We start from the raw sequence: 24,973 nt of genomic DNA, 5'->3' as shown, positions 1-24,973 counted from the left end.
TACAGGTCCGTGGTTTTTATAATTATCGCGGCTCTACAATTAATTTAATGGCTGTTCGCTCTTCTCCATCAATTTGAATATCTGTAAAAGCTGGGATGCAGATTAAATCAACCCCACTTGGTGCAACGAACCCTCTTGCGATTGCTACAGCTTTTACTGCTTGGTTAAGCGCCCCGGCCCCAATGGCTTGAATTTCTGCTGCGCCGCGTTCGCGCAGCACGCCTGCTAAGGCACCAGCAACTGAATTTGGATTAGACTTTGCTGAAACTTTTAATATTTCCATATCTAGCTCCTCCTTATTCTTTACAATGTATGATGAGAGATCATTAGACCAATGACTTAATTGATTTCAATGTTACTATATTCACGATATGTCAAACGTATTCCTGCTTGTTTTTCCTAAATATTCAAAAACTTATATTTCTACACCTTTCTTTTTTCTTTTTACGTTTTTGACAAAATAAAAAAGCCAATGTATCGTCTTTCGACACATTGACTTTTTCCCTTTATTCAAAAAACGGATGGTCTTCGTTAATTAAAATCCGCTCTGTTTTTGTTGTTTTCCCCGTCTTTTGATCAATATCAATAACGATTCCACTAAGCTGCGTTCTTCCTTCTTTTGGCACTTCAAATCGAACAGGAAGAGACGTTAAAAAACGCTTAATAACAGCTTCTCGCTCCATCCCTAAAATGCCGTCATACGGTCCCGTCATTCCTACGTCAGAGATGTAAGCTGTTCCTTTTGGCAATATACGATTGTCAGCTGTTTGAACGTGCGTATGAGTGCCGACAACAGCGCTGACACGGCCGTCCACATACCAGCTAATCGCTTGCTTTTCACTTGTTGTTTCAGCATGAAAATCAATAAAAATAAGCGGAGTGCGCTGACGTGCTTCTTCAATCAGTTCATCTGCTTTTTGAAATGGACAATCAAGCGGAGCCATAAACGTGCGCCCTTGTAAATTAATCACGGCTACCTCAAGCTGATTATACGTAAAATACGTAATTCCCTTGCCCGGTGTACCTTCAGGAAAATTAGCCGGACGAACAAGATTTTTTGCATCGTCAATAAAATCAAAAATTTCACGCTTGTCCCACGCGTGGTTACCAAGGGTAATAATGTTAGCCCCTGCTTGTAAGAACTGACGATAAATCTTTTCAGTAATGCCTTTGCCCGAAGCTGCATTTTCTCCATTCACAATTGTAAGTCCCGGAGAGTATTTTCTTTTTAATCTTGGTAAATATTCTTCAACCATTTCACGGCCTGGAGAACCAACTACGTCTCCAATAAATAAAATTCTCATGTAAAAGCTCCTATACTTTATTCTTAATCTGCATCTTCATCTCTACGAAAAAAAATAAAGTGGCGAAACGCCACTTCATTTTTATTTTGCATACTCTACTGCTCTTGTTTCACGAATAACGGTTACTTTGATGTGGCCAGGATAATCCAGCTCATCTTCAATTCGTTTTCGGATATCTCGAGCAAGTCGATGCGCTTCTAGATCACCAATCGTATCTGGTTTCACCATAATACGAACTTCACGCCCTGCTTGAATTGCAAATGATTTTTCAACGCCTTCATAAGACTCTGAAATTTCTTCTAACTTTTCAAGACGACGAATGTAGTTTTCTAACGTCTCACTGCGAGCACCTGGTCTTGCAGCAGATAATGCATCCGCTGCTGCGACTAGTACAGCAATGATTGATGTTGGTTCTGTATCTCCATGGTGAGAAGCAATCGCGTTAATAACAACCGGATGTTCTTTATACTTGGTAGCTAATTCAACACCGATTTCTACGTGACTTCCTTCTACCTCATGATCAATTGCTTTACCAATATCATGTAACAATCCTGCTCGTTTGGCTAACGTTTCATCTTCACCTAATTCAGCAGCCATAAGTCCTGATAAATGAGCTACTTCCATTGAATGTTTCAACACATTTTGACCATAGCTTGTTCTGAATTTTAAGCGACCAAGAATTTTCATCAAGTCTGGGTGCAACCCGTGAACACCGACTTCAAACGTCGTTTGTTCACCAACTTCACGAATATATTCGTCCACTTCACGGCGAGATTTTTCAACCATTTCTTCAATACGTGCGGGATGGATACGACCATCTTGAACGAGTTTATCAAGTGCAATTCTTGCTGTCTCACGACGAATTGGGTCAAATCCTGATAAAATAACTGCTTCTGGCGTATCATCAATAATAAGATCAATTCCTGTCAAAGTTTCAAGCGTACGGATGTTTCGACCTTCTCGACCGATAATTCGGCCTTTCATTTCGTCATTTGGCAAGTTAACAACTGAGACAGTCGTTTCAGCAACATGATCTGCTGCGCAACGCTGAATAGCAAGTGAAAGAATTTCTTTCGCCTTTTTATCGGCGTCTTCTTTTGCACGGTTTTCTGTTTCTTTTACCATTATTGCAATGTCGTGGGAAAGTTCATTTTCAACACGATCTAAAATAATCGCTCTTGCATCTTCTCTTGTTAAGCTTGAAATGCGCTCTAGCTCTGTTTGCTGTGCACGTACTACTTCTTCAACTTTGCTTTCCATCTCTTCAATATGCTGTTGTTTAACAGTAAGAGAATCATCTTTCTTTTCAAGTAACGCTTCACGTTTATCAAGTGATTCGTCTTTACGATCAAGATTTTCCTCTTTTTGCATTAATCGATTTTCTTGTTTTTGAAGTTCTGCTCGACGATCACGAATATCTTGTTCTGCCTCTGTACGAAGCTGATGGATTTCATCCTTCGCTTCTAGTAAAGCTTCTTTTTTCAAAGCTTCCGCCTCGCGGGTTCCTTCATCAATAATTTGTTCTGCACTAGACTTTGCTCCCGCAATTTTAGCTTCAGCAATCGATTTACAAACAAAAAAGCCAACAACTGCACCGACGATTAGGCCAAGCAAAGCGAAGATGATTGTATTAGTATCCATCATTTCACCTCCCCTTGCTATAAACTTGTAAGTTTTAAATTTCATGTCGGCATGTACATCGTATTCACCTTTCAATATACACACAAAGGCTTTTAAACGCTAAAATGTTTTAAAAAGGGAAAATATACATCTTAATTGTAAATCTGTGCATTTTTATTGTCAAGCCTGCCTCTACAGTATATATTGAAATTTCGTATGTTACTTTTCTAGCATTAACAATTTTTACAAAAAAAAGACCCCTTCTTTGAAATAGAGGAGTCTTTTTTTATCTCGCAGCAAATTAAATATTTAAATCGCCTTGATCGTCATCCTCAGGAGCTGGCTCTCCATCTTGGTCTAAACCATGATGTTCACGCACTTGTCCCGCAATTTCCTGACGAATATCAGTATTTTCTTTTAAGAATTGTTTTGCATTTTCGCGACCTTGACCTAGACGCTCGTCATTATATGAATACCAAGATCCACTTTTTTGAACAATATCTAGTTCAGAAGCGATATCCAAAATTTCACCCTCTTTTGAAATACCTTCTCCGTACATAATATCTACTTCAGCAGCACGGAAAGGCGGAGCTACTTTGTTTTTCACAACTTTAATTCTTGTTTTGTTACCTACAATATCGTTTCCTTGCTTTAACTGCTCTGCACGACGCACTTCTAGACGCACTGAAGAATAGAATTTAAGCGCACGTCCACCAGGAGTTGTTTCAGGGTTACCAAACATAACGCCGACTTTTTCACGAATTTGGTTAATAAAGATAGCGATTGTTTTAGACTTGTTGATAGCTCCAGATAGTTTACGCAACGCTTGAGACATTAAACGAGCTTGTAGACCCACGTGAGAGTCTCCCATTTCCCCTTCAATTTCCGCTTTTGGCACTAATGCTGCTACTGAGTCAACAACGATAATATCTACTGCACCGCTTCGAACTAAAGCTTCAGCGATTTCTAAAGCTTGTTCTCCCGTATCAGGCTGAGATAATAATAGCTCATCAATATTCACACCTAATTTTTGAGCATATACAGGATCTAACGCGTGCTCCGCATCGATAAATGCAGCCTGTCCGCCCTGCTGTTGAACTTCTGCAATCGCATGAAGAGCGACTGTTGTTTTACCTGAGCTTTCGGGACCATATACTTCAACTACACGTCCACGTGGATATCCACCTACACCTAAAGCTATATCTAACGCTAATGAACCACTTGGAATTGTAGAAATTCTTTTTTCCGTTTGTTCACCTAATTTCATAATTGAACCTTTACCAAATTGCTTTTCAATTTGTTTTAAAGCCATATCAAGAGCTGCTTGACGATCGTTCACTCAATTTCCTCCTCTATCTCTTTGAAATCATCTATAAACTGCAAACTTACTACGATGTAGTAGCAATGTCGAATTAACAACTTTCTATAACTTACTATACTAGTTTTTGAGTCGTTTGACAAGCAAAAAGCGAATAAATGTTCGTTTATTATTTTATAAAAAAAAGGCTGTTTTGGAAAAACTAAACAGCCTTTTTTTCTTTATTTTTTTATCATCTTTAATACGTAATGACAGCCATAATTAACCGTTCGTGAACGAATCCCCTGGCGGCTTCCAGATAGCTGCAGGCTGTAAACTTGAGGAGCTTGATCTTTATAGGCTACTCCTATATATACTGTTCCTACAGGATGTCCTTCTTGTTTGGAGGGTCCAGCTACACCTGTAAACCCGATGCCAATATCTGTTTTACATAACTGTTGAATACGCTGAGCCATTTCAGCCGCGCACTGCTCGCTAACGGCTCCGTACTGATTCAGCGTGTGTTCGCTCACTCCGAGAATATTTTGCTTGATTTCATAATGATAGGCGACCAGGCTGCCTTTTACAGCTTCTCCAGCACCTGAAACAGTTGTTAAACGTTCGCTGAATAAACCGCCGGTTAAACTCTCGGCTGAAGCAATCGTTAATCCTTGTGCCGTTAATTCTTTTACCAATTCATTATGTAAAGAAGTTGTTTCATACCCATATAAATAATCGCCTACGCGCTCTGAAATGGTTTTTTCCACTTCGTCTAACATGCGCTGTGCTTCAGCAGTATCAGCGTGCTTAGCAGTTAAGCGAAGCGTCACTTCTCCATCTCCTGCTAGCGGCGCAATCGTCGGGTTGGTTTGCGCATCAAGCAAATCTTCAATTTCCGTCTCAAGCTGTGATTCTCCTATTCCGAAAAAGCGAAGAACGCGTGATTCAATACTTTCTTTTAATTCAAGCTTTTGAGCTAAAAATTCTTGACCATACGATTCATACATTGGATAAAGCTCTTTTGGTGGCCCTGGAAATAGCATATAGTGTTTTCCCTCTACCGTAAGCCCCATACCTGGAGCCATTCCGTAATCGTTAGGGAGCACTGCTGAACCTTCTAGCACAATTGCCTGTTTTTTATTGTTAGGTGTCATGACACGATTTGACTGTTTGAAATAGGCTTCAATGCTTTCAAGTGCTTCTGCATTTGTTGTCAGCTCTACTCCTAGCACACTCGCAATTGTTTCTTTTGTTAAGTCATCTTTTGTAGGACCAAGCCCGCCTGTGAAAATAATTAACTCTGCACGCGTTTGAGCTGTAGCAATCACTTCTTTTAAGCGCTGTGCATTATCTCCTACTACCGTATGATAGTAAACATTAATTCCAAGTTCGGCTAATTTTTTCGATAAATACTGAGCGTTTGTATTGGCAATTTGTCCAAGCAGCAGCTCAGAGCCGACTCCAATAATTTCAGCGTTCATCATATCATCTCCATCTTGCTTATTTTGAGTTAACAAAAGCCTGTTTGTTTTTAGCAAAGTAGTCCCAGCCTGAAATAACCGTAAAAATCACTGAGATCCAAAGCATTACGCTAGCAAATGGAATGGAAACCCATTCAAAAGGCAAGTTATACAACAGAATAGCTGAAATAGCTAAAATTTGAGTCCATGTTTTAATTTTACCTAACATATTTGCTGCTACAACTTCCCCTTCCCCTGCTAGTACAAGTCTTAAACCAGTGATAGCAAATTCACGGCTAATAATGATGATAGCAGCCCATCCTGCACCTGCAATTAAATCTAAGTCAACAATAGCTACAAGCGCAGCTGAAACCAATAGCTTGTCTGCTAGTGGATCTAAAAATTTACCCAAGTTCGTGACTAAATCGTACTTTCGAGCATAGTATCCGTCTATCCAGTCTGTTGTAGATGCAATAATAAATAATGCTGCCCCTAATAGGTGAGCGATTGGAATCTCTTTTCCTGCCGCCTCCACTGTGCCAAATGGTAGCGGCACCATCATAAAAATGAGGAATACGGGAATTAGAAAAATCCGCGAAATGGTAATCTTGTTTGGTAAATTCACTTCTTCTGCCTCCAATTACTGTTACAAACTGAAAGCGTGCAAACGAAGTTGTTTGCACGGCTTTGGTTTTATTATAGCGTGAATGAATGATTAATTCACATATTATCTTTATTTACACCCTGATCACTTTTTAAAACAGGGTGTTTACTGTGCTTCTGCCGGCTGATATTGAATCGTTACAACTTGTCGAACTTGCTTGGATGAATCAAACGGCAAGTCAACCGCTTTTCCATTTACTTTTAACTCTACTCCAGGTGAATAACCGATGTTGACACGAGCTTCAGTTTCTTTCGTCAAATCAAATTGTTTTGTTTCACCTTTTTTTAGAATGGAGCTAAAGAAGGCATTTCCTTTTCCATTTTTCACATCTAACCAAGTATCTGCTTGAGTGGATGTTACTTCTAGATTAAATGCATCTGTACCGGAAAGAGCATACGTAGCACTTCTGCCTGTTTTTTGAACTTCCTTGTATTCTTGTTTACCGCTGTCTTTCTTTTCTTTTTCAGCTTTTTCTTTCTCAGCTTTTTCTTTTGCGGCTTTTTCTTTTTCAGCTTTTTCTTTTTCAGCTTTTTCTTTTTCTTGTTCTTTCTTATCAGCAGCACTTTGTTCATCTTCTGACTTGCTATTGTCATTTTTTGCAGTAGTTTCATTCGTTTCTTCCTGCGTGTTAGACTGCTGAACTTCGCTGTTTGGAGCTTCTTGGTTAGCCTGCTCCTTGTTTTTATCCGAGACGATATTTTGAGCGATTACCCAAATAATAATCCCAACAACTACAACTCCCGCCACCACTAGAACAGTTGGAAGGTAGTCATATGCTTTTGAAACTCCTTTTGTATGCTGAGGAATTTCTTTGCGGCTGCGAACGCGCGAAAGCTGCTGCGGCATGTCTTCTGTTTGAGTTGAAGGAATGTCTGATTTGTATTCTTCAAAAATAGCATCTGTGTCCAACCCAATTGCTTCGCAGTATTGCTTAATAAACGCTCGTACGTAAAATTTCCCCGGCATAACCTCATAATTGCCTTCTTCAATGCCAAGTAAATAGCGTTTTTGAATTTTCGTTAGTTTTTGTAAATCCTCTAACGACAATCCTTTGCTTTCTCGTTCTTGTCTTAACCTTTGTCCTAACTCTGTCAATGCTAACACCTACCAATTATGCTAAAAATCAAACATCGATAATCCACCGTCTTGAAACATTTGAGGACCTTCCATTATTTCATATGTAATTTTCTCATTGGGGTCGTTTCTTATTTCAATAATGTAGGCAAAATCATCTAACGAATACTCGGTATTTTGTACAAATACATCCGGATGCTCCACAATTTTTGTCGCGGGTACATTCATTACTTCTCGAACAAGCTGCCAGTGCTTTTCATTCGCTCGTTTTGTCGATACAATCCCGTCAATAATAAAAATATTATCAGCGTTGTATTCGTCAGCAATAAGCTGACTGCGAATCGTTTGTTTTAAGAGTGTAGAAGACACAAAAAGCCACCTTTTGTTCGCACACACGCTAGCTGCTACAATGGATTCGGTTTTGCCTACGCGCGGCATCCCCCGAATGCCGATAAGCTTATGACCGTCTTGTTTAAACAGTTCCGCCATAAAATCTACGAGCAAACCTAATTCATCTCTTACGAAACGGAACGTCTTTTTATCATCTGCGTCCCGCTGAATATAGCGACCGTGACGCACTGCTAACTTATCACGCAATTTAGGCGGTCTCATTTTTGTCACAATGATATTATCCATTGTTTTCAAAATAGATTCAAGCCTGTCTATTTGCTCATGTGAATCACAGCGCAGCAATAATCCACGGCGAATATCATCCACTCCATTGATTGTGACAATATTAATTGACAACATTCCAAGAAGCGATGAAATATCACCTAAAAGACCCGGACGATTTTTTTGTATTTGATATTCTAAATACCACTCAATTTTCTCCATCAAACCCCTCCCATTTCTTGGCTGGCCTTCGAGAGGTGCCCCCTTTTTTTCACCTAGTTTAACTATAAATGATTTCCATTATATTATAAACCCTAAAGACAAGTAGTTCTACATTTGTTATGTATGTAAGCGCTTATTTATTTGTACTATTTAATTCTAAGAAAAAAGGAGCTTTCACACGCGGTGAATTAGCTCCTTTTTAGAAACGATAAATTATTTTACTGATCCGTTATTTTGAACTAATTTCACCATGCTGCTCGCAATCGCATGCTGCTCTTCTTTAGAAGCAACGCTCCAAAGGTCTGCTAAAATTCGCTCTTGATCATTTTTTGCATCAACTTGGTTTGCTAAATATCCACCAATTTGATAAGCAAGATCATGAATAACTTCTTCTTGCATTCCTTCGTTTTGCGCATGATGTAAACGGTCGCCTAAAAAATCTTTCCAGCTATCCCAGTTTTCTAATACTGACATGAGTAGCCCTCCTTAAGGTTTATTCATATCATAGTTTGTACCGTGTTTTTGATTTTATGCACACTTTATATGTACCAACCACCATTAACCGATAATATTTGTCCCGTTATGTAGGAAGCTCGTGAAGATATTAAATATGAAACAGCATCTGCCACTTCTTTTGGATATCCTATTCTTCCTAAAGGGATCTCTTCAGCCAGCTCCTTGACCTCTTCTTTTGAATAGCTGGCCATCATATCCGTTTCAATCGCTCCAGGCGCAACTCCATTTACTCGAATCCCACTTAGTGCAACCTCTTTTGCCAAAGCTTTTACAAACGTATTTTGTGCACCTTTTACCATGGAATAAAGGACTTCAAACGAAGCTCCTGTAAGTCCCCAAATGGAAGAAATCATGATGATTTGTCCGCTTTTAGCACTAATCATTTTAGGTAATAAAGCTTTGGTAATAACAAAGGGAGCCGTGATGTGAAGATAGATCATTTCTTCGGTTTCTCTTGCCTGAGTATCTGTCATTAACCCGCTAACACTTCGTCCGCTGTTATGAATAATCACTTCTACGGGAACAATAATTTCCTCTAAAAACTTCTCCACTCCCTCTTTACATGATAAATCCGCTTGTACCGTAAACACGGTTTTTACCTTTTCAGCAAGCTCATGTGCAAGCTCCTCTAGTCTGTCTCTTCGTTGGTGGTAATGCAAAATAAGCGAATATCCTTCCTCAGCCAATTGCTTAGCAATTGCTGTGCCAATTCCTCCGCTTGCACCTGTCACAAGGGCAAATTTCTCCATAACCTTCTCTCCTTTACATGCAAAAAAGCTGATGAACATCAGCTTTTTTGGCAACAATCATCTTCATTTAGGTACTACTTCACAAACCGTAAAGTTCTTTTCATCAATAATCTCGTTTAGCACATCTTTTATTTCGTTCACCTTCAATTTTTCCAGCGTTTCAACAATATCAAATAAATTCATATCATTAAATGCATAGCGTGTAAACTGATTAGCGATAAACTCAGGTGAGTTTAATGAACGTAAAAATCCGCCGATTTTCTTTTTACGGATACGCTCAAGTTCTTCTTCAGTTAGTGATTTTGTTTTCATTTCAAGTAAAATTTGTTTAACTCGATCATACAGCTGCTCCGGTTGGTCCGTATCTCCTCCAATAAGAGCAAAACCAAATCCTCTTTCCTCCGTATAATCATAAGCAAATGTTTCATCAATAAGCCCGTCTGCATATAACTCCTCATAGTACGAAGAGCTTTTGCCAAATGCGTAATCTAAGATAATATTCATTGCTAACTCATATTTAAGCATTTCTCCACCTGAACGCTGCGGATTTTTCGCTTTTAGACCCACCATACATTTAGAAGACTGCACCGGCATTTTTAGTACTTGTTTTTCTTGATCCACCGTTTCAGGCTCTTCGTCAAAATGACGCTGTATGTCAGATATTTCTTTATAATCTTTTTTCTGCTGATTTTCTCGAACTTGCTTCATTACCTTTTCTGCATCAACAGGACCTACAATGAACAACAGCATGTTGCTTGGATGGTAGAACGTTTCATAGCATGTATACAGCAAATCTTTATTGATATGTGAAATCGATTCGATCGTGCCTGCAATATCAATTTTAACAGGGTGGTTTTTGTACATATTTTGAATGGTACCAAAATACAAACGCCAGTCCGGATTGTCGTCATACATTGTAATTTCTTGACCGATAATGCCTTTTTCTTTTTCGACCGTTTTTTCTGAGAAGTACGGCTCTTGTACAAAATCCACTAATGTTTCAAGGTTTTCTTCAAAATTTGACGTACAGCTGAATAAGTAAGCTGTGCGGGTAAAAGAAGTAAACGCATTGGCCGAAGCGCCTTGTTTACTAAACTGCTGAAAAACATCCCCGTCTTCTTTTTCAAATAATTTATGCTCTAAAAAGTGTGCGATTCCGTCCGGAACTTTTGTCATTTCATTTTCATTTAGTGGTACAAATTGATTGTCAATCGATCCATAGTTCGTTGTAAAGGTAGCAAACGTTTTGTTAAACTCCGGCTTTGGCAAAATATATACTTGCAGCCCGTTATCCATTTTTTCATGATACAGCTGTTCCTGAAGCTGCGAAAATTCAATTTTCTCCATTTTCTTCACCGCCCGTTCCTGTTAAGAAATAAATTGTATCCATCTCAATTTTCTCAGCCACTTTAATAATTTCCTGCTTAGATACCGCATCAATATGCTTTAAGTATTCGTCAATTGAAATATCTTTACCTGTTAATTCATTATGATACATAACCTCTACTAGTCCTCGTGGAGTATCCACCGTTTCAAGCAGCTGATTGTGAATGACGGCTTTTGTTTGAGCGATTTCGCCGTCTGTAAACGACCCTTGCTTCATCTCCTGCATTTGTTCTTTAATAATGGTAACGGCTTGGTCGTAATTTTTAGCATCAATACCCGACATAACCATCAGTAATCCCTTATGACTTTCTACCCTTGAAGCGGCATAATAGGCTAAGCTTGCTTTTTCACGCACATTGATAAATAGCTTAGAATGTGAGAAACCTCCGAATATACCGTTAAATACTTGCAGAGCAAAATACTGTCTATCTCCATATACAACATTTGTGCGGTAGCCAATATTTAATTTCCCTTGTTTTACTTCTTGTTTTTCCACTACTTCATTTACTTTTGAGATATCTTTAGACGTAATAGAATCTTCAATATCTTTTTGCTCGCGCTTTGGTAACGTAAATGTTTCTTTTACTGTTTGTAAAACCTCTTCGACTTGCAAATCTCCAATAGCATAAAGGTGAATGGCATCTTCTTTTAACACCTTCTGATAATAGGCGTACAAACTTTCACCTGTAATTTCTTCCACGTCGTCAATTTGACCGTTTACATGTAAAGAGTAAGGTTCTTCTTTACACATTTCTTCAACTAGTCTTAAATTAGCATAGCGCATTTTATCATCAAATACGGCTTGAATTCTCTGACGAAGCGAACGCTTTTCTTTTGTCATAATATCCTTTAAAAAAGAGTCCCCTTCAACTGCTGGCTTTAATAAAATATCGCCAAGAAGCGCTAACGCTTTTTGCAAAAGCGGAGTTGAATCTTTCAAATATTTTTCATTTGCTATATCAATGCGAATCGTAATATCGTGGTTATCACCTTTTTTTGTTAAGTCTACTTGTAAAGTAGCACCATAAAGCTCATCTAAATATGTACGAAGCTTTGTCGTAGACGGCAGCGACTCGGTAGCGCTTTGAAGCACATAAGGTAAAAGGGCACGCATTGTCACCGTTTTCTTATCTAAAGGGGCATTTAGTTTTAAAATGAACGTGTTTGTTTTGTACTTAGCTGTTTGAATGGTATGAACAGTCAATCCTTCTAGTTCATGTTTTTGTTCAGTCAATAATTTCATATATAAACCTCCTTTTAAATTTTGATGTATTAACTAGACAATACTTCTATTTTGAATCTTTAACGCTAATTTTAGTCTTATAACCACTATATCGAATTCAAGGAAACATTTTCAAGTAACTTGCCGCGCGCTTCCTCATTTCTTTTCATATTCTTTCTCTCAATGAAAAAAAGGCGGAGAAAAGAATATGATTTCTTTGTCTCCACCTTCTATATTTATCCAACTTTAGTCATTGTTAGACCTTATATAGCGGATTTATTAGCGGCGGCCTTTTTCATAAGGAACGCCCAGCGCTTTAGGAGCCTCAGCACGTCCTACAAAACCAGTAAGTGCTAAGATTGTTAATACGTACGGTGCAATGGTTAAAAGGACGGATGGGATATCTTGAATAACCGGAATCTGAGCTCCCGTGATACTCAAAGACTGTGCTAATCCGAAAAACATGGCTGCACCTAAAGCACCAATAGGATGCCATTTTCCAAAAATCATAGCTGCAATAGCAAGGAACCCTTGTCCAGCAATCGTTCCCGCTGCAAAGTTTGTAGCGATAGACGTAGCATACACCGCTCCGCCGATTCCAGCGAACATGCCGGAAATCATAACGCCAACATAACGCATTCTCACAACTTTGATCCCCATCGTGTCTGCTGCCATTGGGTGTTCACCAACTGAACGAAGACGAAGACCAAATGGTGTTTTATAAATGATGTACCATACAGCAAAAGCTAGCGCAATTGCAATATAAGACGTAATAGGAACATTCGAAAACAGAATTTTACCGATTACTGGAATATCTGATAGACCTGGAATACTTACTTTATCGATACGGAATTGGATAAAATCTGTTTGTCCTTTCCCAAAAATCTTTTTGATTAAAAAGATTGAAAGACCCGCAGCTAGAAAATTCAGCGCTACACCACTTACCGTTTGATCTGCTTTTAATGTAATACTTGCAACAGCATGAATCAGCGAGAACACAGCGCAAACAACAGCCGCAATTACTATCGCTACCCACGGGGCCCAAGCACCTAATGAATCCTGAAGTAAAAGGGTTGAGACAATACCTGTGAACGCGCCAAACATCATCAGCCCTTCTAATCCGATGTTCACGACCCCGGAACGTTCACTAAATATCCCTCCGAGCGCGGTAAAGATAAGCGGTGCAGCTGAATAAAGCGCCGCTGGAATAATAATGGCTAACACCTCTAAGAAGTTCATTTTGCTCCCCCCTTGCCTGCACGGCCAAGCACCCAGCGAATTAAATAACTAGATGCAACAAAAAAGATAATAAGCGCAATGACAATTTGAATTAATTCAGACGGTACCCCTGTCATAAAGTTCATTTGAGGAGCCGCCGTTTGCAATCCTCCGAAAAAGAATGAAGCTAATAAAATTCCAATTGCGCTGTTAGCTCCTAAAAGGGCTACGGCGATACCGTCAAACCCCGTACCTGTAAACGCAGTGAATGTGCCCATATACTGAAATGTTCCAAGCCCTTCCATTGCCCCGGCAAGCCCGGCAAAAGCGCCTGAAATCGCCATGGATAACACAATGTTTCGGCCTACATTCATTCCTGCATACTGTGAAGCATGCTGATTAAAACCAACAGCTCTTAGCTCGAAGCCCTTAGCTGTTTTATTCAAAATAAACCACATTACAACGGCTGCAGCGATGGTAATAAGAATGCCGTAATGAAGGCGAGAGTTATTGGTTAACTGTGCTAAAAAGCTTGATGCTAAAGATGCCGATTCTTTAATATCATACGATTTTTCATTACCCGCATATAAATACGTACGGATTAAGCTGCTCGTTGTATAAAGGGCAATATAGTTCATCATTATGGAAACAATTACTTCATGAACATGAAATTTTGCTTTTAAAAATCCTGGAATAAACGCCCAAACTGCTCCAGCTGCAGCTGCTGCTAATACAGCTAAAGGAATATGAATGACTGCTGGTAAATCAAACGCATATCCAACCCATACTGAAGCCAACCAGCCAACTAAAAGCTGTCCTTCTACTCCAATGTTAAAGAGACCGGTTTTATAAGCAAACGCAACCGCGATACCAGCCAGAGCAAGAGGAGTCATGGCACGAATCGTTTCTCCAATGGCTTTTGGCGTTCCAAACATCCCGTCAAAAAGAGATTGATAGCCAAGCATTGGATCATAGCCGCCTAGTAACATAATAACCGCTCCGGCAATGAGTCCTAATATGGCCGATACAACAGGGATCAAAATCGTCATTACACGTTCATTTTTCACAAGTTTATTCATGCTGTTCCACCCGCTTTCTCACGCGTACCGCCTGCCATTAATAAGCCTAACTCTTGTTCATTCGTTTCTTTTGGATCTACAATGTCGACTATTTTCCCTTCGTAAATAACCGCAATGCGATCGCTTAAATTTATTACTTCATCTAGTTCTAGCGAAACGAGCAGCACTGCTCGTCCTTTATCTCGTTCTTCAATCAGCTTTTTATGAATAAATTCAATGGCTCCTACGTCCAGCCCCCTCGTTGGCTGAGCTGCAATTAATAGTTCCGGACTGCGGTCTACTTCACGGGCAATAATAGCTTTTTGCTGATTTCCGCCCGATAGCGATCGCGCTTGTGTATATTCACTAGGCGTTCGCACATCATATTCTGCAATTAACTCTTTTGCTTTTTTATACAGCTCTTTATAATTCAAAATACCTGATTTAGACATCGGCTTTTGATAATACGTTTGAAGACCGATATTTTCACCAATTGTATAATCTAATACCAGTCCGTGCTTATGGCGATCCTGCGGAATATGTCCTACTCCTGACTCCGTAATTTTACGAGTCGATAACGTAGACAGTTCTTGATTTTTTAATGTGATCGAACCCGACTTTATTTTTCTCAGACCCGTAATTGCCTCAATCAGCTCTGTTTGACCATTTCCATCTACACCCGCGATGCCTACAATTTCGCCTGCTCGAACGCTTAGATTAAGTGAACTTACAGCCTCTACTCCTCGGCTGTCTTCTACTACTAATTCTTTTATTGTTAACACAGCTTCTTTTGGAGTCGCTGTTTTCTTTTCAGTTTTAAAATGAACTTCTCTTCCTACCATTAAAGCAGCAAGTTCATCAGGGTTCGTCTCTTGCACATTTACCGTGCCAACTCCCACACCTTTTCGAATAATTGTACAGCGGTCGCACACTGACATAATTTCTTTTAATTTATGCGTAATTAAAATAATTGACTTTCCTTCTTGAATTAACTTTTTCATAATTTGAATTAATTCCGTAATTTCCTGAGGTGTTAAGGCGGCAGTAGGTTCATCAAAAATAAGAATATCGGCTCCTCTGTAAAGCGTTTTTAAAATTTCCACTCGCTGCTGCATGCCAACTGAGATATCTTGAATCTTCGCATATGGATCTACCGATAATCCATATTGATTTGAAAGCTCTTGAATATCTTGAGCTGCTTTTTTAATGTTGATTTTCCCCGTTCGCGTCGGTTCGTTTCCAAGAATAATATTTTCTGTTACTGTAAAGTTTTGAACAAGCATAAAGTGCTGATGAACCATCCCAATCCCTAAGTCGTTCGCTACGTTAGGGTCCGTGATTTTGACTTCTTGACCGTTTACACGAATCTGCCCTTTTTCAGGCTGATAAAGTCCAAATAAAACGTTCATCAGCGTTGACTTACCGGCACCATTTTCTCCTAACAAAGCATGAATTTCTCCCTTTTTCACTTGGAGTGTAATATTGTCATTAGCGACAATACCGGGAAATTCTTTGCGAATATCTAGCATTTCAATAACATATTCCACTGCTTTCACTCCCTATTCCTGCCTGCTACAGGATTCTGTCTTCGGTTTTTTGGCTATGAAAAAGGCTAGTTTTCACTAGCCTTTTATACTCATATAATCATTGCTTAACAGACGTCAGCTTATTTTTTTAGCGTTTTTTCAAACTCTTTAAATTCTTTATCCGTTTGAGGCACTGTAATGTCACCGTCTAGAATTTTTTGCTTATACTCATCAACTGCTTTTAACGCATCTTTACTTACATTATCTTGTGATGGAGCAATTCCTACTCCGTCTTCTTTTAAGCCAAACACAACTTCTTTACCACCAGGAAATTTGTCGTCCATTGCTTTTTTGGCAACATCTTCTACAGCCAAGTCAACGCGTTTAACCATCGACGTTAACGTTACGTTTTCAGGCATACCTTCTTCATGCTGATCGCGGTCAACTCCAATTACCCAAACCTTTTTTTCTTTCCCGCCTTTTGAACGGTTTTTAGCTTCTGTAAATACGCCGTTTCCAGTACCGCCAGCCGCTTGATAAATAATATCAGCGCCTTTGCTGTAAATCGTAGAAGCAATAGCCGAACCTTTTTCTGGAGAGTTAAAACTTTCTGCGTATTGAGAGATAACTTCAGCATCTGGGTTTACAGATTTAACACCTGCTTTAAATCCGTTTTCAAACTTCTTGATTAATGGAGATTCAACGCCTCCGATAAAGCCGATTTTGTTCGTTTTTGTTTGTTTAGCCGCCACTACCCCTACTAAGAAGGAGCCTTGCTCTTCTTTAAATAGAATGCTTGCCACGTTATCTAAGTTCTCTGACTTTAGCGTATCGTCTACTAATGCAAAGTTAGCATCAGGATACTGCTTTGCTGCTTTTTTAATATCTTCTTTTAATAAAAAGCCAATTCCATACGTCAAGTTGTAGCCACTCTCAGCAAATTTAGAAAGATTGCTCTCGTATTCAGATGCTTTTGTAGACTGCAAATACTTATATCCAGTCCCTTCATCAAGTCCGTTATCTTTCCCGAACTTTGTCAGACCTTCCCAAGCAGATTGGTTAAACGATTTATCATCTACCCCGCCCGTATCTGTTACCATTCCCACTTTAAAATCCGCCGCTTTTTTATCTCCGCCGCTCTTACCTGCGTCGTCTGAGCCACACGCGCTTAAAAGTGTTCCTGCCGCTAATACTAATGATAATGCAAGTCCCGTTTTACGTTTTAACATGTTTTAACCCCCTGAATAGTTTTAAAAGTATAAAGCCAATTTTCTATTTCGTCCTTGTGACCTACATTTGACACCTCCTTAAAAGGACAATGTTAAACAGTTGTAAATTTTCTGACATTTAAACACAAAAAAACTAGACGCGCTTACGCAGTACTTGGAAACTGAATTGATCAGCCTTAAAATAATTGATGGAATATAAAATAGGTTCATCATACTGGTCATAATGCATTTGTTTCAGTACAAGCAAAGCGGTTTCTGGTTCGCATTGTAAAATAGGAGAAACTTTTTCATGATAGCCTAGAGGCTCAATGTTTGCCACGGCGTATGAAATGTGCTTTCCTGCTTGTTTTTCAAGGATTTCTAGCAAAGACTCTTGTTTATATTCAAAATTTTCAGGCAATATTTTTTGAGGAACCTTGTCCATGCAATATACCACCGGCTCTCCGTTTGCCGTTCTCACCCGTTCAACAAATAAAATCTGTTCATCTTCCCCGCAAGCAAAACGTGTTAAATCATTTTCAGACAACTCTTGTATTTGAGAAGATAAGAAGATTGTTCCAGCCTTCATACCGGCTTGTTCAATCATATGTGTTATACTATTTAATTGCTCAATTCCTGACAAAAAAGTAGGCTTCGTGTTGACAAATGTTCCCACGCCGTGTCTGCGAACAATAATATTCTCTTCTTCTAATATGCGAAGTGCCTCACGTAGCGTTGCGCGGCTAACCCCTAGCTGCTTTGATAAATCAAACTCTGAAGGGAGTCTTTCCTTTTCTTTAAAAATTCCTTTTTCTATATTTTGTTTAATTTTATCAATCACTTGTAAATACAAGTGCCGATTATCCGCACGTATAGACATCACTCTTCCTCCATATTAAAAAGTCATCAGACCTCTGATGTTCGACTACTTAATCGAAAATAATATATCATTTTTCGACAGATAAATAAATAGGTTATATTAATTTTTTATTAAAATTTTTAATATTTTTTTAAAAAAATGAATTTTTGTTATTTTTTAATGTCAGCATACCTAACAACCTGCTTTTCTTCTAATATTAGATAAAAACCAAACATTTTAGTCATTAAATTTTTTAATATTCGTTTTTATTTCATTTATTTAGCATGACATATTTTTGTATGATACTATTCTTACCGTCTCTTATTCCATAAAAATGAGGTTGAGACATAACGAAATGAATCAATCTAAAGATGAACAAATGGAATACATGAGCTGAACATCTTGTGACACCGCAGTTAATTTCCGTGCAAGCCTCCGGTTTCGACGGGCGATGAGCCTCCTCGTCGCTTGCGCTTTTCCCGCAGGATCTTCGCCTTGACCTTCAATCAACTGCTAGAAGGAACGAGACAGATGAAACCTATGTTCACCATAACAAAAAAAACGAACCGCTAATCAAACATGTTGATTAATGGTTCGTTTTTCACTTGAGCTAAAATACTTTTGTCCCAGCCTCATCTTTTCTAGTAACATTATTAAGATCCAACATCCTCATTTTGCTGAGAAATCAGCACGGAACGCGGCTTACTTCCTTCATAGGGTCCTACCACTCCACGCTCTTCCATCGCATCGATTAAGCGCGCAGCCCGGTTATAGCCAATTCGAAAGCGTCGCTGCAGCATAGAAACAGAAGCTGTTTGCATTTCTGCTACAAGCTGTACCGCTTCGTCATATAGCTCATCTGCAAAATCATCAACTTGTTCAGGAGCATCGGTTGGAATCATTTCTTCTTGATACTGCGCTTTTTGCTGTGCAATTACAAAATCAACAATCTCTTCTACTTCTTCATCTGATAAAAAGGCACCTTGCACACGCACAGGTTTTGAAGCTCCAACAGGCATGAACAGCATATCTCCTCTTCCTAGAAGCTTCTCAGCTCCTCCCATATCTAAGATTGTACGAGAGTCAGTTTGTGAAGACACACTAAAAGCAATTCGGGAAGGAATATTTGCTTTAATAACTCCCGTAATAACATCTACTGATGGTCGCTGCGTAGCAATAATCAAATGAATGCCGGCAGCACGAGCCATTTGAGCAAGACGCGTGATCGAATCTTCGACGTCAGATGAAGCAACCATCATCAAGTCAGCCAACTCATCGACAATCACCACAATATAAGGAAGAGTCGGCTGTTTTGCATCGGCGTCTCCATCATCATTCATACGTTTTACTAAATCGTTATATCCTTCAATGTTTCTCGTTCCGCTGTGTGAAAACAGCTCATAACGTCGCTCCATTTCATTTACAACTTTCTTTAAGGCTTGAGAAGCTTTTTTCGGATCCGTTACAACAGGAGCCAATAAATGTGGAATACCATTGTACATATTGAGCTCAACCATTTTAGGGTCAATCATCATTAATTTTACTTCATGAGGCTTTGTCCTCATTAAAATACTAATAATAATACCATTGATACACACACTTTTTCCGCTTCCTGTTGCCCCTGCTACAAGCATATGAGGCATTTTATTAAGCTCTGCTAGCACAGCTTCGCCTGAAATATCTCTTCCTAAACCAACTAATAGCTTTTTATCCGGTCGGTTATTTTCAGTTGCTTCAAGTACTTCTCTAAGTGAAACCATCGCTACTTCTTCGTTCGGCACTTCAATTCCTACCGCTGATTTCCCGGGAATTGGAGCTTCAATCCGAATATCTTTGGCAGCTAATGCAAGTGCTAGATCATCACTTAAATTGACAATCTTACTTACTTTTACTCCTACATCAGGATATACTTCATATTTTGTAACAGCTGGTCCAAGGTGAACTTTTGCCACTTTTGCTTTTACGCCGAAACTTTGAAACGTTTTTTCAAGTTTTTCGGCATTTTTATAAATGTTTTTATGCTCTTTTGCCTGGTTGCTTTTCTTTGGCATCGTTAATAGCTTGATAGGAGGAAGCTCATACTCTTTATTTTCCGTTTCAGTAAATGTAATCATAGGAGCTTTTTCTTCTTCCTGTTCCTTTTGCGGCCTTGGCTGTTGCGGTGCAGCAGCTACAGGCTTCGATTCCATAACCGGCGGCACCGGAGCTATAGGAGCAGCAGGAGGTTGACTAGACTCTTCCTCTCCGTAGTCAAAGTGTTCAATAATTGGAGGCGAAGGTGCTTCTACTTCTATTTCCATACTTTCTTCAGGTTCTTGAACAGCTTTTTCTTGGCGTCTCTTTTTTGTTGTTTTAGGGGCTTTTTTCTTTTTATGTTTCCACGTCTGAATATCTTGCCAGCCTTCTTTTAACTCCGTTGTTAAAAAATTCACTAGAGGTGACAGAAGTTTTAATACCGTTTCGTGAAGCGAACGTCCGGTAATAAGCAGTACACCAATCACAATAAGCAAGGCAGCGATAAGTTCTGTTCCTAAGCTATCAAATAGATAGTAGAACATGGCAAACATAATAGCTCCCATCATCCCTCCGCCTAAATCGCTGTGATTTGATTGGCCCGTTGCTTCGAGCATATACAAATCCCACGTGTTCATAATGACAGACGGATCTGTAAACGTTCCGTTTTTTGATAAATTTTCAAATAACGTAACATGACTAAACAGTAAAATAGATAAAATAATGAGATATGTACCGATAAGCTGCCGCGTCACTAAAGGAGGCATTTCCCTTTTCCAAATAATATAAACAGATAGAATAGCCATTCCGATTAAACACAGCATATACCATTCGCCAATAAATAAGCGGACCACTAGTACAAGGGCCTGTCCTACAGCACCAAGTCCTGCCATGGCAATTAACGTTAATGCTAATAAAAATAAGCCAATAAGCTCAAAGCGCAATATGCGTTTCCATTCATCCTTTTTTATTTGACCTCTTCGTTTTTTCTTTGCCATTTTTCCACTCCAATCAACGTCCAACACTCTATGTTGATTTTGTTTCTTTTATCAGTTGAATAAAAAAGCAGCCAATACAGCGGCTGCCTTCTTCGTCATATTCATTATACCATATTCACCATAATTATACTGAAATCCTTACGACAAAATTTGACCAGGATAATAATTTTCATTCAAATAATCTTGAGGATTCGTGCTTAAAATCCTCACAATTTGCTGTTGCTTTTGTTCATTTTCTTCAACAATAACCGGGATTCCATTATGGTTAATAAGCTTTGGCTGAGATTGTTCTTGATGATAAGACTGCTCAAAGATCAGTTCTTGCGGCATCATTGTATACAAAATCATTGCAGCAGCTGCTCCTCATTCTGACGTCCTTGTTCAATCAGTTCATTCAATTTTTTGATCGCTTGAGCAACTCCGCCTACTTCGTTAATTAACCCGTATGAAACAGCATCTCCGCCAACTACATTTGTCCCGATATCACGCGTTAAGTTCCCTTTTGAAAACATAAGTTCTTTAAACTTTTCTTCTGAAATATGAGAATGTTCTCTCACAAAGTTAATCACGCGCTCTTGCATTTTATCCAAGTATTCAAATGTTTGCGGTACACCAATAACAAGACCTGTTAAGCGAATAGGATGAATGGTCATGGTCGCTGTACCGGCAATATACGAATAATCAGTTGAAACCGCAATTGGAACACCGATTGAATGTCCGCCTCCTAACACAATGGACACAGAAGGCTTGGATAACGAAGCAATCATTTCAGCAATTGCAAGACCCGCTTCTACATCTCCACCTACTGTATTCAAGATGATAAGCAATCCTTCAATTTTTGGATTTTGTTCAATCGCCACAATTTGCGGGATGACATGCTCATATTTTGTCGTTTTGTTTTGAGGAGGCAGCTGCATGTGCCCTTCGATTTGTCCTACAATCGTTAAACAGTGAATATTAGAATCCTGAGGAGGCTGAGCCACGTTGGTCTGTCCTAATTGTTGAATTTTATCTAATATTCCGCCCTTGCTTTCTTCATTTTTATTAGGCTGCTGGGGCGCTTCATCAGAATGTAATCTTTCGTTATTTTCAAACATATTCTAGCTCCTTTCACTTATTGATAGTAGTAGTATGAACTTCTCATAGTTATTACATCCGCATCAGCTGCAAATAAAAAGCCTTCCCAGCGGGAAGGCTTCACATTAGATTTCCATGATAATCGGTAAAATCATCGGTTTACGACGGGTTTTTTCATATAAAAATTGATTTAAACTTTCTCTCATTTTTAATTTTAATGAGGACCACTCGATCACTTTGTCTTCCATACACTTTTCTAAAATTTGCTGAACAATCTTAGTTGCTTCTTCTAAAAGCTTTTCTGATTCTCTTACATAGACGAATCCGCGCGAGATGATTTCTGGCCCCGCTACTACCGTTTTTTGGCGTTTATTAATCGTAACTACTACCGTTAAGATTCCGTCCTGTGAAAGCAGCCTGCGGTCTCTCAGAACGATATTTCCAATATCACCGACGCCTAGTCCATCAATGAGCGTATTTCCTGCTTGAATAGAACCGCTAGGGTACATGCAAGCATCTTTAAACTCAACTCGCTCACCTTTTTCAAGCAAACAAATATGATCTTCTGATATTCCTAATTGACCGGCCAGCTTTGCATAAGCTTTTTGTTTTCGATACTCTCCATTCACAGGCATGACATATTTCGGCTTTGTTAAGTTAATCATAAATTTTAATTCTTCTTGACTGCCGTGTCCGGAAGCCTGCACTTTCTTCTGAGCAAACACTACGCTTGCTCCTAAACGAAAGATGACGTCAATTGTTTTTGAAAAGGTCGTTTCGTGCCCCGCCACAGGTGTAGCAGCCAGCAGGACCGTATCATCTTGTTTGATTTGAATAAATTTATGGGACTGTTTAGCCATTCGAGTAAGACCTAAAATCGGCTCTCCGTGATGACCTGTTGTTAAAATAACCGTTTCATGTTCTGGAAGATCTTTTAGCTTTTGCGCAGGAACAATTAAATCCTCAGGCAGCTGCAAATGTCCAAGTTTTGCTGCAATATCAATGATTTTCAGCATACTTTTTTCCATAACGATCAGGTTACGGCCGTGCTGATATGCGGCATGAATGATTTGCTGAATACGGTGGAGATTGGAACTGTATGCAGCAACAATGATTCGACCTTTGCTTTTATAAAAAGCGTCGGTAATATTTTGTCCGATAACCGCTTCGGAAACTGTATAGCCCGGCTTATCCGCATTTGTACTGTCTGAAAGCAAACACAGCACGCCTTTTTCCCCAATGGCAGCCATTTTTCCAATATCAGCGCTTTGAATGCTGACTGAATTTTGATCAAATTTAAAATCACCTGTATATACAATCGCACCTTGATTTGTTTGTAAACAAATGCCGACTGAATCTTGTATGCTGTGCTGCGTTCTGAAAAATGAAATATCCACTCCTTCAAACGATAAAACCGTTGACGAAGTGATAGGATGTAAAGCTTCATATTTTTTAATTCCATACTCTTTTAACTTTTCTTTGATGAGTGCTAGCGTTAATTCTGTACCATATACAGGCACATCCAATTTTTGAAGTATAAAGGGAATAGCGCCAATTTGCTCTTCGTGTCCATGAGTAACAAATATGCCTTTTACGTTCTGCTGATTTTCTACTAAATATGTAATGTCCGGAATGACAATATCAATTCCCAACATTTCTCCTCCCGGAAACTTTGACCCTGCATCTAACACATATATGTTTTCATTGATTTCCACCACATACATGTTTTTTCCAAGCTCTCCGACTCCACCCAAGGCTGAAATTTTAATATTTTCTGTCTTTTCTAGTACCATAAGCTCCTCCTACTTACTTTCACCCGTACAATTTCATTTGCTTACATTATAACTGAAGTAAGAATTGGAATACAAGAGATTTCATTCGTCTATTTCCGTCATCTGCTCTTCTATTATCTTATAAGAAAAAAACGTCTCTTCATCGACTCGTATATACGGTCAATGAAGAGACGTTTAAAAAACATACTTATAGAGCTTATATCGTATTTAATGTGCTGACTAACGTTTGGCGTTCTTCTTCCGTTAACGGAACTAAAGGTAATCGTACCGATCCTACGTCTAACCCTTTTAGCTGTAAAGCCGTTTTAACAGGCGTTGGACTTGGAGCCGCAAAAAGAGATTTCATAACGGGTACAATACGCTGATGAATTTTTGCTGCTTCTTTCGGATTTCCTGACTCATACAGCTTAACCATCTCTTGCATTTCATTTCCAATAACGTGAGAGGCAACAGAAATAATGCCAGTTCCTCCAATTGCTAATACCGGTAGTGTTAAGCCATCATCACCGCTGTATAAAGCAAAATCATCGCTTGTTTGTGCGATAATAGCTGTCATTGCGTCAAGGTCTCCGCTTGCATCTTTTAACGCTACAACATTTGGCAGTTCAGCTAGGCGTACAATTGTATCAATAGACATATTGATCACAGATCGCCCTGGAATATTGTATAACATGACAGGCAGCTCTGTACTTTCAGCAATTGTTTTAAAGTGCTGATATAAGCCTTCCTGATTCGGCTTGTTGTAATAAGGTGCTACAATCATAATCGCATCTACGCCGATTTCTTCTGCCTTTTTTGTTAATTCAATTGATGCATACGTATTGTTGCTTCCCGTACCAGCAACAACAGGTACACGGCCGTCTACTACCTTTACTGAGTGGCGGAACAGCGCCAGCTTTTCTTCCGTTGAAAGCGTAGGAGATTCACCCGTTGTTCCTGCAATAACCAACGCGTCCGAACCGTTGCTGATTAAATAGTTAATAAGCTGCGTTGTTTTTTCAAAATCAATATTTCCTTTATGATCAAAAGGCGTTACCATCGCTGTTGCGACTTTCCCAAAATCAATCATGTTTTCACTCCTTGAAATTGCATTATCC

The 24,973-nt window shown here is 39.1% G+C and carries 22 protein-coding genes; all 22 read right to left on the bottom strand.

The window, feature by feature from the left end; translation table 11 throughout:
- Positions 1-22: 22 nt before the first annotated feature.
- Positions 23-283 (bottom strand): stage V sporulation protein SpoVS, encoded by a 261-nt coding sequence (spoVS, locus tag MMB69_RS03950; RefSeq protein WP_003181955.1) that lies wholly within the window; start codon positions 281-283, stop codon positions 23-25.
- Positions 284-506: 223 nt separating this feature from the next.
- Positions 507-1,304 carry a TIGR00282 family metallophosphoesterase gene (locus MMB69_RS03945; RefSeq protein ID WP_277447183.1) on the bottom strand — a complete coding sequence of 266 codons (798 nt, stop codon included), beginning with the start codon at positions 1,302-1,304 and terminating at the stop codon, positions 507-509.
- A gap of 81 nt (positions 1,305-1,385) precedes the next feature.
- The gene (rny, locus tag MMB69_RS03940; protein ID WP_013058803.1) at positions 1,386-2,945 is read right to left on the bottom strand and encodes a ribonuclease Y; all 1,560 of its coding nucleotides are present in this window, start codon (positions 2,943-2,945) and stop codon (positions 1,386-1,388) included.
- 280 nt (positions 2,946-3,225) lie between these two features.
- Complete coding sequence (gene recA / locus MMB69_RS03935) at positions 3,226-4,263, bottom strand: recombinase RecA (protein WP_013058804.1); 1,038 nt, start codon at positions 4,261-4,263, stop codon at positions 3,226-3,228.
- Positions 4,264-4,463: 200 nt separating this feature from the next.
- Positions 4,464-5,705 (bottom strand): competence/damage-inducible protein A, encoded by a 1,242-nt coding sequence (locus tag MMB69_RS03930; RefSeq protein ID WP_269870342.1) that lies wholly within the window; start codon positions 5,703-5,705, stop codon positions 4,464-4,466.
- Positions 5,706-5,721: 16 nt separating this feature from the next.
- Entirely contained in the window at positions 5,722-6,306 is a 585-nt protein-coding gene (pgsA, locus tag MMB69_RS03925; RefSeq protein WP_013058806.1) for a CDP-diacylglycerol--glycerol-3-phosphate 3-phosphatidyltransferase, read from the bottom strand.
- 144 nt (positions 6,307-6,450) lie between these two features.
- Positions 6,451-7,449, bottom strand: a complete 999-nt coding sequence (locus MMB69_RS03920; protein WP_277447182.1) for a helix-turn-helix domain-containing protein — start codon at positions 7,447-7,449, stop codon at positions 6,451-6,453.
- A gap of 12 nt (positions 7,450-7,461) precedes the next feature.
- Positions 7,462-8,253 (bottom strand): DUF3388 domain-containing protein, encoded by a 792-nt coding sequence (locus MMB69_RS03915; RefSeq protein WP_013058808.1) that lies wholly within the window; start codon positions 8,251-8,253, stop codon positions 7,462-7,464.
- Positions 8,254-8,466: 213 nt separating this feature from the next.
- Positions 8,467-8,727: a DUF3243 domain-containing protein gene (locus MMB69_RS03910; RefSeq protein WP_013058809.1), complete on the bottom strand. Its 261-nt coding sequence runs from the start codon at positions 8,725-8,727 to the stop codon at positions 8,467-8,469.
- Positions 8,728-8,792: 65 nt separating this feature from the next.
- Positions 8,793-9,518 (bottom strand): elongation factor P 5-aminopentanone reductase, encoded by a 726-nt coding sequence (gene ymfI / locus MMB69_RS03905; protein WP_269870343.1) that lies wholly within the window; start codon positions 9,516-9,518, stop codon positions 8,793-8,795.
- A gap of 63 nt (positions 9,519-9,581) precedes the next feature.
- On the bottom strand, positions 9,582-10,865 hold the full coding sequence (gene yfmH / locus MMB69_RS03900; RefSeq protein ID WP_221784426.1) for an EF-P 5-aminopentanol modification-associated protein YfmH: 1,284 nt from the start codon (positions 10,863-10,865) through the stop codon (positions 9,582-9,584).
- Positions 10,852-12,147 carry an EF-P 5-aminopentanol modification-associated protein YfmF gene (yfmF, locus tag MMB69_RS03895; RefSeq protein WP_221784427.1) on the bottom strand — a complete coding sequence of 432 codons (1,296 nt, stop codon included), beginning with the start codon at positions 12,145-12,147 and terminating at the stop codon, positions 10,852-10,854. Before yfmF ends, yfmH begins: the two co-directional genes overlap by 14 nt.
- Before the next feature lie 258 nt (positions 12,148-12,405).
- On the bottom strand, positions 12,406-13,365 hold the full coding sequence (locus MMB69_RS03890; protein ID WP_013084750.1) for an ABC transporter permease: 960 nt from the start codon (positions 13,363-13,365) through the stop codon (positions 12,406-12,408).
- Positions 13,362-14,423 carry an ABC transporter permease gene (locus tag MMB69_RS03885; protein ID WP_264408516.1) on the bottom strand — a complete coding sequence of 354 codons (1,062 nt, stop codon included), beginning with the start codon at positions 14,421-14,423 and terminating at the stop codon, positions 13,362-13,364. Before MMB69_RS03885 ends, MMB69_RS03890 begins: the two co-directional genes overlap by 4 nt.
- A complete protein-coding gene (locus MMB69_RS03880) occupies positions 14,420-15,949 on the bottom strand; it encodes an ABC transporter ATP-binding protein (RefSeq protein WP_277447181.1) in 1,530 nt (509 codons plus the stop codon). The genes MMB69_RS03885 and MMB69_RS03880 overlap by 4 nt, the downstream gene beginning before the upstream one ends.
- Before the next feature lie 119 nt (positions 15,950-16,068).
- Positions 16,069-17,157, bottom strand: a complete 1,089-nt coding sequence (locus tag MMB69_RS03875; RefSeq protein WP_221784429.1) for a BMP family lipoprotein — start codon at positions 17,155-17,157, stop codon at positions 16,069-16,071.
- 133 nt (positions 17,158-17,290) lie between these two features.
- Positions 17,291-18,016, bottom strand: a complete 726-nt coding sequence (locus MMB69_RS03870) for a GntR family transcriptional regulator (RefSeq protein WP_028411389.1) — start codon at positions 18,014-18,016, stop codon at positions 17,291-17,293.
- Positions 18,017-18,648: 632 nt separating this feature from the next.
- A complete protein-coding gene (locus MMB69_RS03865; RefSeq protein WP_264408518.1) occupies positions 18,649-21,006 on the bottom strand; it encodes an FtsK/SpoIIIE family DNA translocase in 2,358 nt (785 codons plus the stop codon).
- Between the two features lie 138 nt (positions 21,007-21,144).
- Positions 21,145-21,354 carry a YlzJ-like family protein gene (locus MMB69_RS03860; RefSeq protein ID WP_221784431.1) on the bottom strand — a complete coding sequence of 70 codons (210 nt, stop codon included), beginning with the start codon at positions 21,352-21,354 and terminating at the stop codon, positions 21,145-21,147.
- Entirely contained in the window at positions 21,351-22,103 is a 753-nt protein-coding gene (locus MMB69_RS03855; RefSeq protein WP_277447180.1) for a ClpP family protease, read from the bottom strand. Before MMB69_RS03855 ends, MMB69_RS03860 begins: the two co-directional genes overlap by 4 nt.
- A 105-nt stretch (positions 22,104-22,208) precedes the next feature.
- Positions 22,209-23,876, bottom strand: a complete 1,668-nt coding sequence (locus tag MMB69_RS03850) for a ribonuclease J (RefSeq protein WP_221784432.1) — start codon at positions 23,874-23,876, stop codon at positions 22,209-22,211.
- A 196-nt stretch (positions 23,877-24,072) separates the two neighbouring features.
- Positions 24,073-24,945 (bottom strand): 4-hydroxy-tetrahydrodipicolinate synthase, encoded by an 873-nt coding sequence (gene dapA, locus MMB69_RS03845; protein WP_221784433.1) that lies wholly within the window; start codon positions 24,943-24,945, stop codon positions 24,073-24,075.
- Positions 24,946-24,973 lie beyond the last annotated feature (28 nt).

This window comes from Priestia sp. P5 (genome assembly GCF_029522155.1).
In the GTDB taxonomy this organism is placed as follows: domain Bacteria; phylum Bacillota; class Bacilli; order Bacillales; family Bacillaceae_H; genus Priestia; species Priestia megaterium_E.
Note: the sequence above shows the minus strand (reverse complement) of the source record. Positions and strands in the feature narration are given on the sequence as shown.